The following is a 16,079-nucleotide window of genomic DNA, read 5'->3' on the forward strand; positions in this document are numbered from 1 at the left end:
TTCTCACCGTTGTTATTAAATGTTTTCCATATCCACAACACTACCACCACTTGCTTTTCGTACATGGATTTGTTGAGGGATGATTTGTTTAAGTTCAGGAACATGGGAAATAATGCCAATAATCCTTTGTTCACTGGCTAAGTCCATCAATGTTCGTATTGCTTGGTCCAATGATTTTTCATCCAAAGTACCAAAGCCCTCATCGACAAACATCGCATCAAGGACAACACCTCCAATGGTTGATTGGGTAACATCACTCAAACCTAAAGCAAGTGCTAAGGACGCTTTAAACGATTCACCACCTGAAAGTGATTTCACTGACCTTTTCTTGCCTGTATAACGATCTAATACTTCTAAATCTAAACCACTTTGAGTTCTACGGTTGCTGGCTTCCTCTTGACGATACAGTTCAAATTGATCATTGGTCATTTTTTTGAAACGTTTATTTGCCTCCTGAATTATAAATTCAAAATAAGCAGATTGCACATACTGTTCTAAGGAAATTTTATCTTTTCCTTCCAGTTGTCCTCGACTTGTCTTGGACAGTAACGATACATTTTGATAACGTTGATTCAATTGCTTAAATCGAACACTAACCTCTTGATAATCTTGCAGCAATGTTTCGTGATTTTTTAAAGCATATTTTAATGCATCATTATGGTCTGTCTTACTCTTTATCTTTTGATTTATTTGTTCTTGTTCTATTCGATAGGCTTTGATATCTTTTTCTTCTTTTGATGATAATCGTTGCTCTAAATGGACAATTATTTCATTGAAACGTTCAGTATCTGTTGCATACTTATTAATTTTTCTTGTGTATTCATCAAGCATTGATTCTTGCTTAATCAATCGCTCAAACTCTTTTTTATCCTGAATATTATATTTAGCCAAAGCCTCTTCGAACTGTTTTGTTTGGTTGCTTAAGACCGTTTTATTCAGTTTACATTGTTTTTCATATTCAGTGATTGAATGATTTGTTTGATGACGTTCTTTCTCTAATCGTTGCAGATCCTTTTGATACACGTCTACCTTCTTTTCATCATGAGACAGTGACGCTTGATTAATTTTTACCTGCTTTTGTGCTTCGTTCATTGTCGGATAACGAAGTCCCTTTTGAATGGTTTTTAAAAGCTGTTCTTTTAGATTTACATCATTTTTCATGGTATGAATCTGACTTGATTCGATGGTTGTCTCTATCGCTTTCAACTTAATTTCAATCTGTTTTACATAGTCACGTTGCTTTTTTGCTTCTTTAACTTTTTGTTGTAATACGTTAAGTTTTTGATTGAGTGACTCAACGGTTGAGTGAATACGATGTGTAGACTCAACTTGTTCTTGTGCTGTCTTGCCATAGGCTGCCAATGATTGCAATTCAATCTCTTCTTGTTGAATTTGATTGTTAAGTGCAGCTAATGTTTCAGATAACTTATTTCTATTTTCAAGCAAAATGTTCAGTGCATCTTTCAATTGATCAAGTGTTTCCTTATCCACAAGAGTCTCACTCAATGAGCTTGGGCTAGGATGATCTAATGATCCACACACTGGACACGGTTTATCATTGATTAATTGTTTGGCTAACAGTCCGGCTTGTGAATGATAAAATGTCGTTTCAACATGAAGATATTCTGTTTGTTTTATATCGATATTCTTTTGTAATTCACTGTAATTTTGGCTCAAGCTATCTTTGTTTTTCTTGTTTTCTTCCAATTTTTTAAGTACAGTCTTTGCTTTATTTAGTTCAGCTTGTTGTCGCTTTGATTCTTCCAGTGACTGATTCAATTTGCTTATTTCAAGCTCAGCACCATGAATTGATTCGCTTTGCTTTTTTGCTTTTTCTAATGCTTGGTTTAAGACTACTTTTTGTTCTTTCGCATGCATTAATGTTACTTCTTCTTTAACCGTTTTTTCTTTTAACACCGTTAATTCTTTTTGATGTTGACCAAGTACCTCATAGTCTTTGAGTGTCTCAATCAATCTGTTCAAATCAATTTTTCGCTGATCAAAGGTTTCACGTAACTGAAGCATATCGGCTTCTTTAGCCTTTAAGTCTAGTTGTAGCTTATCCAATTCTTTAAGTTTTTGTTTACTTTCTAACAACTTGCTTTCTTCTCGTTTTAAGTCCATGCTCGTCTTCTTTAATTCAAGATAAATTGGATTGATGGATTGAAGCGAAATTTGGACTTGATCTCTTAATTTACTTAACCTTAAAATGTTATCTTTTTCTTGAAGATGGTTCATTTGTCGTTTTATTTGATCGTGATAACTTTCTAAGTCTTTATTATGTTGCTCAGCTGAACTTATTGTTTTAATGAGGATTTCTTTTTGTTTAGTTAGCGCCTCAATACCTTCTGTCAGTTCTTGAATCTGAACAGTGTTTTCAGTGATACTCTTTTTAAGATAATCTTCGACTTCAGTGATTAAAACATCTTCATCTTTACTCACTTTTTCTTTTATTTCTACAACTTTTTGTTCTTCTACTTTTAACTGATTTTTTAATTGTCGTTCATCATCTGCTAATTTATCTTGGATTTTTTCATAAAGACGGGTATCAAAGATTGTTCTAAATATTTGTGAGCGTTCACTACTGCTTGCATTTAATAGTTTTAAGAATTCCCCTTGCGCAATCATCACAATTTGTTTGAATTGTTTCGCATCAATCCCTAAAAGGTCAATGATGGTTTGATTTACTTCTTGAAGATTATCAATTTCGATGCCATTGGGTAAGATCAATGACGAGCGAGCAATTTGTTCTGTCAATCCAGTTCCTGATAACTTTTCTCGCTGATAACGTGGGTTTCGACGAATTGTATACTCTTTGTTTTTATGTGAAAAGAGCAGCTCGACAAACGTTTCATCGCTTGGACTTGCATAATCAGACCGCATCATTGATGCATCACGGATTGAACCACTTACTTCTCCATATAAAGCATAGGTAAGGGCATCAAATATACTTGTTTTGCCACTGCCTGTATCACCTGCAACAAGATAGAGTCCGTCATGGAATTGACTAAAATCGATGAGAGTTTCTTTAGCATACGGTCCAAATGCTTTCATTGTTAATTTGATGGGTCTCATTCTTCATCCACTCCTTCTAAAACACTTATTAAATAGTCTTTTTCTTCATCGCTTAATGATCGTTCGTTTTGTTGTTTAAAAAACGTTGAAATTAGCTCGAAGGGCGCCATTTCTAGAATACCTTCTGCGCGTTGAAGATCTTGTTGTTCGTTTTGTTGATTATTTTTTAATTCCATTGTCAGTAAGTTTGGGTACACATTCCTTAAACGTCCGATTGGATTATAGCTTAAATGATCATCAGTTAAAATAACATGAATCAAATCATCAGACTTTTCTTCTAAACCTTGAAGATAGATATCATCAAATGTTCCTTCTAATACTCTCACATCTCTTAACGACTGCAGCGGTCTATAAAAAACTTCGAGGGTATTCGTGATGTTTAAAATAGGCACAGTTTTCTTGTGACTAACTTCTGAAAAGCTATATTTTAACGGTGTACCAGCATAGCGTATGGTATCTTTATGAATGCGTTGAGGACGATGTATATGACCTAATGCAACATAATCAAAAGCATCAAAGAGGCTGGCATTAACAGAATCTATGCCTCCAACCATGGGTCCAATTTCAGAATCTGATAATTCTGGTTCAAGTTCTCCGCTTACAACAAATTGATGAGCCATTAGAATATTTCTTTCATCTTGATTAACTTCACAATCCCTTAGCACTCGTTTGACAGCACTGTGGTGAGTACTTTCTGTGTAATCCGTATGGACATTTCTTACAAATGACGGTTTAATAAATGGCATCATGTAAATGTTTATCGGTCCATACTCATCCTCTATTTGAACACTCACCAGTTTTCCCTGATAATCTGAAACAATATGTATTTTCTCTTTGCGCAAGATTGAATGTCCAACCCCTAATCGTTCTTGAGAATCATGATTCCCTGATATCACAAAGACATGAATATCTAAGTCATGCAAGTCACTTAAAAAATCATTCCACAGTGAAAAGGCTTTTTCACTGGGGCTGTTTTTATCATAAACATCACCACTTATCATGACACCGTCAATATTTTCTTCCTTAAATATTGTGATTAGTTGTTGTAAAATATCACGTTGTTCTTCATATAAATCATACTCTCCCAATTTACGACCGATGTGTAAATCAGCAATATGTGCTAGTTTCATTGTATACACCCCTTTATCACTAATTGTATCATTATTTTTAAGTCACTATAAAAAAAGAACAAATATTTACATTTGTTCTTAAACATTGGTGCTATCGACACTGATGATGTTTTCAATGGTTGTAATATAACGAATGAACTCATCGAAATCAAAGTTACTCGATGTGATTCTAAATGTCATAATTGCAACCAATTCATCGCCATAAAACTTACTATCATAGCCAATGATCTCTGCTTGTTCATCTACTTTTAAAAGTGCTGTCATCACTTTTTCAGATGTTTCGCTCTTTTTCAAGTATTTAATCGTAACCTTTTCAGTCTTTTTAACTTTGATGACTCGTTTAAAGATGAACAAGGTACTGATAATAAATAGAAAACCAATAATTGCTAATGGGTACATGCCCATTCCAAGGGTAATTCCAATAATAGCAACAGTCCAAATTGAAGCGGCTGTTGTTAGGCCAGATACATGACGTTTTGTCACGATGATTGTACCTGTACCCAGAAAACCAATTCCTGATATTACCTGAGCAATAAGCCGTGTGGGATCACTGCCTAAACCCGTGGTAATATCTCCCATTGCCAAATTTTGATGATAAATTTGTTGTGTCAATAGCAATTGAACAATCGCAATCATGGTACTTGAGACGCCAACAATAATGTGGGTCTTGATTCCTGCACTGCTTTCGTTCATTTCTCTTTCGTAGCCAATTAAACCTGAAAAAAGCAACGATAAAGAGAACTTAAAAACAAAATCAAGCAGGTTTGGTGTTGAGTTTGTGAATATGTCCATTATTTCCTCCATTCTCCTCTATATTATGACCTATTTAAGCGCTATCAACAAGTATATTATGCTGTGAGTCCACAAAAAAACTCAAATCATTGCCCTGAAGGTGATTTGAGTTTCCTGTTTGTCGTATATTTTATTTATTTTAACGCTAATTCATAGTTCACTGTTTTGAGAGGATGCCCCATAATCTCTCCATAACCACAGTCTCCTCGAATAAAATTATGTTGTTGATAGAAATTTTCTGCTGATTTATTTCCGACTTCAACTTCCGTCACAATCTTATCGACTTTAAGCTTATACTCTCTCACTAAATACTTGATCAACAAAGCACCAATGCCTGATCGTTGATGTGTTGGTAGAACATACATTGCGAGTAAATAACAAGTATCTTCTTTTATTTGGGTGTACGCATAAGCAACAATGAGGTCATCTTCTGTTGCCACTAAAACTTCTTTTGCATTAATTCTCTTTGTTAAAGCTTCTTCTGAGTAATTGTTTTTAATATATTCTTCTTGAATATTTGTTGGAATCATTGATTCGTATGCTTGAGCCCATGTTATGGTTGCTATTAAACGAATAGCAGTAATATCCTCCAGCTTTGCATGTCTTATCATAAACTGCACCAACCTTTCACTCATTATTATAAAGTTTTTAAATATAAATGCAATCTTGTGAAGTTTGTCTAACAGTTCAAGTTCCTAATAATCATGACACTTTTAACAAATTTATCTCTATACTTCAATGAATTATCAGGTTATTTCATTGAATATTTACATATGATTTATAAATATAAGGTATAATGATAACAATGTATAGAAAAGAGGATGATTAAATATGAGCAAAACGCTATATCTAAATCGCAACACAGCAATTATAAACTTTAATCAAGGATTTCCTGGGCAAACAGTTAGTATTATTAATAGTGAGTCTTATAAGACGCTATTAACAGCATTTATCAACCAAACCTCAAGACATGCTCGTCGACGTATTGAAGCATACACAGGTGAGGATGTTGTGAATGAATTAATTGAATTCACCCGTCAACTTCATGTTTATAACCTTGAAGATATTAAACATCCTTTAAGTAATAATCTTGAACTGGTGGAACGACTCATTGAAGAAATTTATGAATACTGGCGTAATTACCAACGATGTTCAGTCTTACATCTTGGAAAAAAATCACCATCTCAAACCGTTAATTTTATTGCTAAAGACACTGAATTTAATGGTCGTATTCTTGCATTCTATCGTAGTTTACAAGAAAAAGTTCAAGGGCGTAAAAATAAAATTTACCGACAATTGAAAGCTGGTACCAATGCATCAGTATCAGTTATTGAGAAAGCATCACAAATACCAAGTCAATATGACAGTTTTAAAAACATACTCTTTGTTGATTCTGTTTTATTACACTCACCCCTTATTTTACATCCGAAAACAAATAAACGTGAGGGACATTTCCAAGAGACATTCGAAAACCCAATCGAGAATCTGTGGTTATCAAAGGACGATTTTTACTGTTATCCAGCTAAAGTAGGTAGCTTACTCGCTTTTGTTTACTTTCACAAAGATTTTATTTTCTCAGGTTTATCTTTGGCTAACTTATTTGAACTTGCGACAACAGAAGAAATTGCTGAACGAAAACCAGATATCATGGTTGTTTTTGGACACAAAGAAGATAGCGATGAAATGGTCTTTCACTACGATAAAGAAAATGAAATGGTCGTATCAAAGGTTGCTTACCAAGAAAAAATCGAATATTTTGGTTACATGAAGAAAATGATTCTTACGAGTTTCAACGTTGCAATGATGCATCGTTCTTATTTACCAATCCATGGTGCCATGGTCAATATTTACTTAGAGAACAAAGAAAAATATGGTGTTGTTTTCATGGGTGATTCAGGCGCTGGAAAATCAGAGATCATTGAAGAAATTGGTAACCTAGGCGACGATAAAATTGATCATATCGATGTTATCTTCGATGATATGGGAGTTTTCATGAACCACGATGGAACAATCGTTGCGCAAGGATCAGAAGTTGGAGCGTTTGTTCGTCTCGATGATTTAGATCGAGGTCTACCATATCAAGCAATGGACAGAAGCATCTTCATGAATCCTGAGTCAAGCAACAATGCACGGGTTATTATTCCGATTTCAACCCATCTAACCGTTTCAAGTGATCATACGATTGATTATTTCTTCTATGCCAATAATTATGATGACAAGATTGGTGTTAACTTCTTTGATGATTTAGATGAAGCAAAAGCAACGTTTGTTGAAGGTAAACGGATGGCTAAAGCCACAACACATGAAGTAGGTATTACAAAATCCTATTTTGCTAATCCATTTGGACCACTCCAAAAACAAGAAATGTGTGATGTCTTGATTGATGAATACTTTACAACATTACAACAGAATGGGGTAAAACTTGGGGAAGTCTATACAAACCTAGGTGTTGAAGGTCGAAATGAACAAAGTTTAAAAGATTCTGCTCAAGCCGTTCTTGATTTATTAACAAAATAATACCATGAAATCATTCATAACCCTTAAGCCTTTGTTTCCAATCATGCTCGATTTTTCTGATGAAATTCACAATAAAGACTATGAAGGCTTTACCTTCGAAGATCCAAAGAGCAAACATACAGTCCGCTCACGACTTGCTAAGAAAACAGCTACAAAGCCAGGATATTTTGTTAGTTTTTGGGAAAAAGATAGTCATAATAAAAATCAAGCTTATGCATATGAAGATAGCCCAGATATTATCGCCATTAACATACTTGATGACCAGCATCAAGGCGTCTTTTTGTTTCCTAAAGACGTACTTCTGCATCATAAAATCTTACGAAGTCATGAGTCAAAAGGAAAAATGGGGATTCGAGTCTATCCACCTTCTTGCAAAAACTTAAACAAAACTGCTCAACACACACAAGCATGGCAACAAAACTATTACAAAGAAAAACGATAGGAAAATCCTATCGTTTTTACTTACTCAATATCGAAAACTTTGCCTGGATTCAATCTGTTTTCGGGGTCAAAGGCTAATTTGACACGTTGTAAATACTTAATATATGTTGGATCCATCATTTGATAAAAATATTTTTTCTTAATTAAACCAATACCATGTTCTGCGGATGGTAGTCCTTCATACTCTTTAATTTTTGCATAGAGTAAGGTTAAGACGTCATCCCTTTTTGTATCCCACTCAGTTTGACTTAAATCACCGCGTAGAACACAGGTGTGTAAGTTACCATCACCTGCATGACCAAAACTCATAATTGACACACCGTATTCATGTTCTAATTCTTTTGTATAATCATAAAGTTTCGCAATCAAGTGAACAGGGACTGTTTCATCGAGTGTCACTTGTTCTGTGTAATTAACAACTGCTTGAAGAAGATTATCACGCAGTTTCCAAACGTTTCTATTTTGTATTTCATCAAGCTCGACAAAATCATCGGCATCTTTACCAACAACATCGCGCAATTTCTTGACTTCTTCTTGAATAAATTCTGTCGAGGTTCCGTCAATTGTTACGAGTAAAAATGCTTGACCTTTATCTGTTACAAACGGAATTTTTGTTTCATCCATACTCATCTGCAACATATCTCTTTCAAAGAATTCTAAGGCTGAAGGTGACAAGCCCGCTTTAATAATTTTATTAACGTTTGTACTTGCTGTATGTAAATCATCAAATGCAAGGATAAGCGATTCACTGTACTGAGGAAGCGGAATTAATTTTAGTTTTATTTGAGTTGTAATTCCAAGGGTTCCTTCTGATCCAATAAATAAGTGTTTTAAATCATACCCTGAACTTGACTTAACATTTTCACTCCCAAGCTCTAAGGTTTCTCCGTTTGCTAAAACAACAGTGAGTGCACGAACATAATCGCGCGTGACGCCATACTTTAATGCTCGCATTCCACCAGCATTCGTTGCGATGTTTCCACCAATACTTGAATTCTTTGAGCCAGGATCTGGGGGATAAAAGAAATGATGCTTTTCAACATATTCTTGAATCGTTTGTAATTCTACACCTGGTTCAACCGTGAGCGTCATTGTCTTGGGATTTAGATCAATGATTCTATTCATAGCTGTCATATCAAGGATTATTGTGTTTAGATTGGGAAAGGTTGCTGCAGAAAGCCCCGTCCCTGATCCTCTAGCAATAATATTAAGATCATGTTCATTTGCATAATTGACAGCGCTTACAACTTCTTCATGATTTTTGGGCACAAAGACAGCATGAGCACCTTCACTTTTCCCTAAAAATTCGTCTTCTATGTAATGTTTGGGAATATCATTACCAGTAAAATATTTTATGTTTAATGTCTCGATTGTCATAGTATCCTCCTATCTTTATTATAAAGAATAGAAATGATATTCCCATTGTTTTGCCCTGTTTCTTCTTACTTTATGGGTATTAAAATTTCACATAGGTTTTGTTTTAGTAATGGACTATCATATCGTTCTAGGACAGCATTTTTTTCATCAAACTGTAAGTCGTTTTCGATGAGGTATTGAGGAAAATTACGCCAAAATTCATGGATTGCTTTTTCCGTATGATCAAGGACAATCACTGCATAGTTTCCATCATTAATTACACCCTCATTCAGTTCTTTTACTAAGTCTTTCTCTACATTGATAATTCCAATATCATAACGACATAAGTTAGGATTTGTTATTTGAGGATTATCAAGTGCCTGTGCAATAATCACAAGGTCATCTCTCATTAAATTTTGTTCGTCTAAATATTTTTTAAATTGTTTCATATGACGTCTGTTTTCAGGTCCATATGGACCTATATACCGCTTGTAAAATAGTGACTTATTCTTTAAAACTTCTATTTTCATCGTTCATTCCTCTTTCTTTTTCACCGGTGATACTGGCATCATAACGTTCATTAAAATGATAATCAAGTCGGTTTAAACTATTCTTTTAAAATTATGGTAAACTAATTAAAAGAGGTGAAACTATGGAATTTAAACAATTGGTCATGAGTAATTTAAGTGAAGTAAATCATCTCTATCAAGACGTTGTTAAAGATTTGGATAACAATGGCTTATCCATTTGGGACCATACTTATCCCTTTGAACGCTTTGAAAAAGACATTAATCAAAAAACTATGGTTGGACTTTTTAGTCAATCAAAAATAGTCGCTTGTGCTAATCTTACTTTTTCAAATTCAATCAGCGATCTAATTGATTGGGATTTTCCATTCGAAAAATCCTTGTATATTGATCGATTTGCAGTGTCTGTGGATCATAGAGGGAATAAAATTGGCTATCATTTCCTAAAACACATTGAATCATTTGCATTAAAAAACAACTGCTGTTCAATCCGTCTATCAGTTGTTGATTTTAATACTCCTGCAATTAACTTTTATGAGGCTTATGGATTTAAGCGTGTTGAGGGAAAACGTTCTTCTTTTATCGATTCCAACTCTTCTTACAAAGAACTTGCTTTTGAATTAAACATAAAATAAAAATATGCAATCGGCCTTCTAAAGCTGACTGCATATTTTTTATTATTCTGTGTATTTTTTGATATATTCATTACGAAGCATGCCATAGCAGATGAGATTTACAGGTTTACCGTGTTGAAATAACATCTCACGCATTTCACCTTCTTTAACAAATCCCATTTTTTCATAAAGACCAATTGCTCGTGTATTGGTTGAAAAGACGTGAAGATAAAGTCTGTTTAAATTGAGACCGTAAAATCCCCATTCCAATAGTTGTTTCATAATTTTAGTTCCAAAACCTTGACTCCAATAATCTTTATTTCCAATTACAATCGCTAATTCAGCATGGCCATTTCTTTGATCTAAATTCATGAATGCACAGGTTCCTAGCGCTATGTCATCATCGTAGGCAACAAAAGTTTGTCCATCAACCATGATTTGACTCCATTCAGCCACTTCATTATAAGACATCGGACGAATAAAGCCTGATTGATCAAACTGAGCGACTTCTGGATCATTTCTCCATGAATAATATAAAGGAATATGATCTTCCGTAAATTTTTCAAATCGTAACATAAATTCTCCTATCTACTGGACTAAGCCAAGGTATGGAGCAATTGAAATTATAATTGCTGCCGCAAACAATAGTACTGATAATATTTTAACTGTGAATTTTAAATAACGATCATAGGGTACATTAACAAGTTCAAGTGTTCCCATAAGTGTCGCACCTGGGTATAAACCAGACATAAAGTTAACACCCGCAGCAAAGGCACTTATCAAGATGATTTGTCCACCAGCTGCTCCAAGTTTACTTGAGACAAAGAGTGCCGAAGCAACAGCTCCCAAGATTGGCATAGAAATACCGGCAACACCACTTGTTGATTGTAAGAATAAACCAATCAGCACATATGCTGCCATTGCAAAAATTCCAAATATCCATAATGGAACACTTGAAAGTGCATTGGATATGTAGTAGATAAATGTAATCGACATTCCTTGCGTTGCATCACCCATGATGATTGCAATTCCGCGAGCGATAGATAAAACAACAACAACTCCTAGGAGATCTTTTAAACCATCTAAAAACACATCAAGAAATTCCATTTCACTCATATTATTAATCACTTTAAGGATCAATGATCCACTTAAAAATAAGAACGCAAATTCATTAAATCCCCATGTTCCAAATGGGCTAACATGACTTGCTCCAAGAATTGTTCCTAGGAATGGAACCTTCGCAAGAGCAGTAAATGGTGCATTAACAAGGTTGTAACCTGCTTCACCTGTTAATTCAAGCCATGGAAAGAATCCAACAATCATCAAGAACACTAGGATAACAAAAACAAAAACGGATCGTTTTCTTTCTTTTGTAAATTCTGGCATTTCAGCTTTTTGATCGACCAATGTTTTCACATCTTCTAAATCAGCTAAAATTGATTTAGATTTATCGTCTTTCACTTTATTGGCATAGGATAACACAAAGGCTGTTGCGATAACATACAGTATAAGAAATGTAATCGATCGAAGGATAATCCCTGAACCTAGCGTTAATTCTGGGTTACCAATGGCTGAAACAGCTGCACCTGTGGAAAATGGATTCACAACACTTGCCATGTTTCCCACCGTAGAACCAATAAACAATACTGCAAGTCCAGTCATCACATCATAACCCGCTAAGACAAACATCGGAACAACTACGACAGCAAAGGCAGTGATTTCTTCCCAAAAACCAAACGATGTTCCTAACAAAGCAAAAACAAACATCATAATCGCAATTAACACAGACCCTTGAAATTTATTTAAGAGTTCGCCAATTCCTGCTTCTAAAGCTCCTGTTTTATTAAGAACAGCTAAAAATCCACCTGCCACAAGAATTCCTACTCCAACATCAGAGGATGCTTGGAATCCTTTTATCGGTGCCATAAGAACATCCCATAAACCAAATGGTTGCATTCCTTGGCCTTGTAATATTTGTCCATTATCACTCAAAACAGCATCCAAGACTATTTTTCCTGTTTCTTTATCAAAAACAGATTGTGGAATAAAGTACGAAAGAATCGCTGTCACAACAAGTGCTATTGCAACAATCGTATAGGCACTTGGCATTTTAAACTTTTTCTTCATTCTACCTCACCACTAAATGCATGAAAGCTTCAATATAAACTTCCATCGCTTTCTTAATATCTTCAATCACAATATACTCATTCGCTTGATGTTCAGTCTTTTCAGTCCCTGGGAAACCTGCGCCAAATGCAACAACATTTTTCATTGCACGAGCATACGTCGCGCCACCACTTACAATCGGTTCTGACGCTAAGTCGCCTGTTACATTTTGATAAGCTTTCATGAGACCTTGAATTAATTCTGATTCACGTTCAACATATATCGATGGCAATTCATCGTATAATTCAACAACGACACGATATTGATGACTGATTTTCTTTAATCCTTCATCAACCTTATCGCGTGAAAATGTTACTGGGAATCGCATATCAATGCCAACTTTTTGACTGTTGCCATCAAATTCAACTTTCCCAACATTTAACATCAATTTTCCAGACACTTCATCTTCAACCGGTCCATAAATACCTTTTCCATTTGGATCCGCTAATACATCGACAATGAAATCAATCATACGATTTCGTTTTCCAACTTTATGAAGTGCTTGAGCAGCATAAACAATCGCATTTTCACCCTGGTCTGCTGCCATGGCATGCATTGCTTTTCCATAAACGATTAAATCATCCGCTTTAACTTCATAACGAACATTCATCGCTTCTAATTCTTTTATCACATCTTCATCTACATCAATAAAGGCTTGTGATGGAACAGCATTCAACGGTCCACCACCTTCTAAACGAATGTCAGATAGTTCGTGTGATGTTAAGAAATATTCGATTAATCCTTTTTCAGCATAGGTTAAGGGGAATGATGAATCAGGTGTGAACCCCATTGTAGGAATTTCTTCTTTTGCGGTATAAGCCTTCATGCATCTCCACAATGATTCTTCATCCGTTCCAAAGATAAAACGAACGCGTTTATCTAATTCTTTACCTTGTTCTAATAATATCTTTAACGCATACATTGATGCCAACGTTGGTCCTTTATCATCTGAACTTCCACGACCAAACAATTTTCCATCTTTTTCGACTAATTCAAAAGGATGTGTGTGCCACTCATTAATATCACCAACAGGAACAACATCAATATGCCCAAGCACACCAAATAATTCCTCTCCTTCTCCAATTTCTGCATAACCATAATATCCTTCAGGATCAATATAAGTCTTAAAGCCCATACGTTTAGAAATTGCAATAATTTCTTCCAATGCTTGTTGAATTGGAGCACCAAATGGTTTGACACCATTTTCATCCAATACACTCTCAACTGCTACTAAGCTCTTTAAATCATTCTTATAATCTTCAAAACTATTATCAATTAGTTCTTTTATATTCATACTATTACCTCCATAGTCCTATTGTAACAAATTTTCATTGTGCACTAAAGATAAGCTCTGTATTATTTCAAAGAAAAAAGACACTATTGTGTCTTTGGTTCAAAATATTCAAATATCATTGCATCCACGTTTTCAAATTGTGGATCTTTTTCATGAATTGTCCACGAAACAATGTTCCCCCCCATTGCTTGGTAAAGTTTAAGATTAATGCTTAGTGGGAATAAATTTTTATGAACTGCCATAAAATCAGGACGAGTTAAAACATTGATCCACAAATGAATCCATAAGTATGGAACAAAACGAACATCATATTCCTTTTCTTGCATAATCAATTGACCACGGGTGTAATTTCGACGATGAAGTCTAAACCAAAATACAATGCGTGGGTCAAACGATTCCACAACAAACTCACCCTCATAATCATCAAGCTGTTCAACAGTCTTTGTTGCCAATCGTTTATAATCACCCAACGGTTTCAACTCTACAATTAATGGTACACGTCCAGCTACACATTCTAAAACTTCTGAGAATCTAGGAATAGTATGACCATTAATGGTCATTAAATCGATTTCCCAGCTATTCAAATCACTGAGTTTGTCATTGTTTCCCAGTAGTCGTACAAAATCACCATCATGGAAAACATACACGACATCATCTTTCGATAACTGAACATCAAGTTCGATTCCGTATCCTTTTTGGCAAGATTTCTCGAATGCCGCAAGGCTATTTTCTAAGACAATATTATTTTCATCGTGATGACCACGGTGTGTAAAGAGTCCTTTCACATGCCTTTTTCGAAATGGAGGTTTGATTAACAATACATAAACCAGAATTATTATGATGATAATTTTAAGCATGATTTATGACATCTTCCAATTTAGAATCACCATGATGAACCTGCATCATCGTCAAGAAAGCAACGAGTAAAAAGAAAGCAGCATAGGGAAATAATATTTGATAACCAATCATATCAAACAATAAGCCCGATAAAATGGGAGTTATAATTTGAGCTGACATTGAAAAGGTATAGTAAAGACCCGTATATTTACCAATATCATCTCCACTTGCCATTTCGAGAACCATGGGTAATGAGTTTACGTTAATCGCTGCCCAAGCAAACCCTGCTAAAAGGAAATTACCAAACATTAAAGGCGTAAACTGACGATACAGTCCAGCAGTTCCAAAGGCAAAGGTTAGGACAACAACACCGACAAGAATCATTTTTTTACGACCAATCTTTTCTGACATCTTTCCAATCGGAATAAATGATAGGATTGCTCCTACATTTGCGATGAGTAAAACAGTGGAAGCTTGTGATCCTGTAAAACCAATTTGAATCGTTGCATATCGAGAAAATGCAGAGATAACAGCATTGTACCCCATAAACCAAAGGGCAATGGAAAGTAGAAGAAAGATCATTGAACGACGAACTTCTTTTGCCATCTTTATTCCTGTACTATCTGTCTTCTCTTCATCACTTAGATCGATTCCAAGTTCTAAAGAAGTTTCTTGCATTTCTAAGGACCACTGTTTTTCATTGACCGTAAAGACCATCACTAACATAGCAATCAAGATAAAGGTTGCGACTGCAATAAACAATCGATGATAGGACCCCATTTTATCAGGACTCAATAAACTAATCATCACTAAGACCACTACACCACCAACTGCCCCCATTAAATTAATGATAGCATTAGCACCTGACCGAAGTGGCTTGATTGTAATATCTGGCATTAAGGCCACTGCTGGTGTGCGATAGGATGCGACAGACAACAACACCAATGCTAACCCCAAAGCAAACGCAATAAAATTACGGGCTTCAGCGGCATAAGGAATAATAATCATAGAAATAATCGTTAAAATCGAACCGACGACAATGTAGGGCATTCTTTTCCCGTACTTCGTATCTGTTTTATCAGACAATGCCCCAAAAAAAGGTAACAATAACAGGGCAAGTATGTTATCCAATGACATGACGACCCCTGCCCATGTATCAGAAATCATAAATTCATTTTTCAAAATTAATGGAATGACAAAATCATAAAGTTGCCAAAAACCTGAAATTGTCATAAACGCTAAACCAACTAAAAAAGTTCGTTTTGTATTTAATTTCATAAGAGCCTCCTCTATCCCCAATTAAGCTAATAATACCATAATTAAACCCCTA

The 16,079-nt window shown here is 35.1% G+C and carries 14 protein-coding genes; 3 read left to right on the plus strand and 11 right to left on the minus strand.

The window, feature by feature from the left end; genetic code table 11:
* Window positions 1–15 precede the first annotated feature (15 nt).
* The 4 genes from GVV10_RS05940 to GVV10_RS05955 form a co-directional block, all read right to left on the minus strand.
* A complete protein-coding gene (locus tag GVV10_RS05940; protein ID WP_159520621.1) occupies window positions 16–3,075 on the minus strand; it encodes an AAA family ATPase in 3,060 nt (1,019 codons plus the stop codon).
* A complete protein-coding gene (locus GVV10_RS05945) occupies window positions 3,072–4,205 on the minus strand; it encodes an exonuclease SbcCD subunit D (protein WP_159520623.1) in 1,134 nt (377 codons plus the stop codon). Before GVV10_RS05945 ends, GVV10_RS05940 begins: the two co-directional genes overlap by 4 nt.
* Window positions 4,206–4,283: 78 nt before the next feature.
* On the minus strand, window positions 4,284–4,997 hold the full coding sequence (locus tag GVV10_RS05950; RefSeq protein WP_159520625.1) for an MgtC/SapB family protein: 714 nt from the start codon (window positions 4,995–4,997) through the stop codon (window positions 4,284–4,286).
* A 134-nt stretch (window positions 4,998–5,131) separates the two neighbouring features.
* The gene (locus tag GVV10_RS05955) at window positions 5,132–5,608 is read right to left on the minus strand and encodes a GNAT family N-acetyltransferase (protein ID WP_159520627.1); all 477 of its coding nucleotides are present in this window, start codon (window positions 5,606–5,608) and stop codon (window positions 5,132–5,134) included.
* A 220-nt stretch (window positions 5,609–5,828) separates the two neighbouring features.
* Here GVV10_RS05955 and GVV10_RS05960 point away from each other — a divergent pair, with 220 nt between their 5' ends.
* Complete coding sequence (locus tag GVV10_RS05960) at window positions 5,829–7,514, plus strand: phosphoenolpyruvate carboxykinase (ATP) (protein WP_159520629.1); 1,686 nt, start codon at window positions 5,829–5,831, stop codon at window positions 7,512–7,514.
* A 4-nt stretch (window positions 7,515–7,518) separates the two neighbouring features.
* Window positions 7,519–7,956 carry a MepB family protein gene (locus GVV10_RS05965; RefSeq protein ID WP_159520631.1) on the plus strand — a complete coding sequence of 146 codons (438 nt, stop codon included), beginning with the start codon at window positions 7,519–7,521 and terminating at the stop codon, window positions 7,954–7,956.
* A 20-nt stretch (window positions 7,957–7,976) separates the two neighbouring features.
* Here the strand turns inward: GVV10_RS05965 and GVV10_RS05970 are convergent, their stop codons facing one another.
* Both GVV10_RS05970 and GVV10_RS05975 read right to left on the minus strand, forming a co-directional pair.
* Window positions 7,977–9,332, minus strand: a complete 1,356-nt coding sequence (locus tag GVV10_RS05970) for an FAD-binding oxidoreductase (RefSeq protein ID WP_159520633.1) — start codon at window positions 9,330–9,332, stop codon at window positions 7,977–7,979.
* A gap of 65 nt (window positions 9,333–9,397) precedes the next feature.
* On the minus strand, window positions 9,398–9,841 hold the full coding sequence (locus tag GVV10_RS05975) for a GyrI-like domain-containing protein (protein WP_159520635.1): 444 nt from the start codon (window positions 9,839–9,841) through the stop codon (window positions 9,398–9,400).
* 122 nt (window positions 9,842–9,963) lie between these two features.
* Here GVV10_RS05975 and GVV10_RS05980 point away from each other — a divergent pair, with 122 nt between their 5' ends.
* Window positions 9,964–10,473 carry a GNAT family N-acetyltransferase gene (locus tag GVV10_RS05980; protein ID WP_159520637.1) on the plus strand — a complete coding sequence of 170 codons (510 nt, stop codon included), beginning with the start codon at window positions 9,964–9,966 and terminating at the stop codon, window positions 10,471–10,473.
* 42 nt (window positions 10,474–10,515) lie between these two features.
* Here the strand turns inward: GVV10_RS05980 and GVV10_RS05985 are convergent, their stop codons facing one another.
* The 5 genes from GVV10_RS05985 to GVV10_RS06005 form a co-directional block, all read right to left on the minus strand.
* Window positions 10,516–11,028: a GNAT family N-acetyltransferase gene (locus GVV10_RS05985; RefSeq protein ID WP_159520639.1), complete on the minus strand. Its 513-nt coding sequence runs from the start codon at window positions 11,026–11,028 to the stop codon at window positions 10,516–10,518.
* Between the two features lie 12 nt (window positions 11,029–11,040).
* A complete protein-coding gene (locus tag GVV10_RS05990) occupies window positions 11,041–12,579 on the minus strand; it encodes a YfcC family protein (protein WP_159520641.1) in 1,539 nt (512 codons plus the stop codon).
* Between the two features lies 1 nt (window position 12,580).
* Window positions 12,581–13,912, minus strand: coding sequence for a Sapep family Mn(2+)-dependent dipeptidase (locus GVV10_RS05995; RefSeq protein WP_159520643.1), 1,332 nt, complete (start codon window positions 13,910–13,912; stop codon window positions 12,581–12,583).
* An 83-nt stretch (window positions 13,913–13,995) separates the two neighbouring features.
* Entirely contained in the window at window positions 13,996–14,769 is a 774-nt protein-coding gene (locus GVV10_RS06000; RefSeq protein ID WP_159520645.1) for a glycerophosphodiester phosphodiesterase family protein, read from the minus strand.
* Window positions 14,762–16,027 carry an MFS transporter gene (locus tag GVV10_RS06005; protein WP_159520647.1) on the minus strand — a complete coding sequence of 422 codons (1,266 nt, stop codon included), beginning with the start codon at window positions 16,025–16,027 and terminating at the stop codon, window positions 14,762–14,764. The genes GVV10_RS06000 and GVV10_RS06005 overlap by 8 nt, the downstream gene beginning before the upstream one ends.
* Window positions 16,028–16,079 lie beyond the last annotated feature (52 nt).

Origin of the sequence: Erysipelothrix urinaevulpis (assembly GCF_009828835.1) — a bacterium.
In the GTDB taxonomy this organism is placed as follows: domain Bacteria; phylum Bacillota_I; class Bacilli_A; order Erysipelotrichales; family Erysipelotrichaceae; genus Erysipelothrix; species Erysipelothrix urinaevulpis.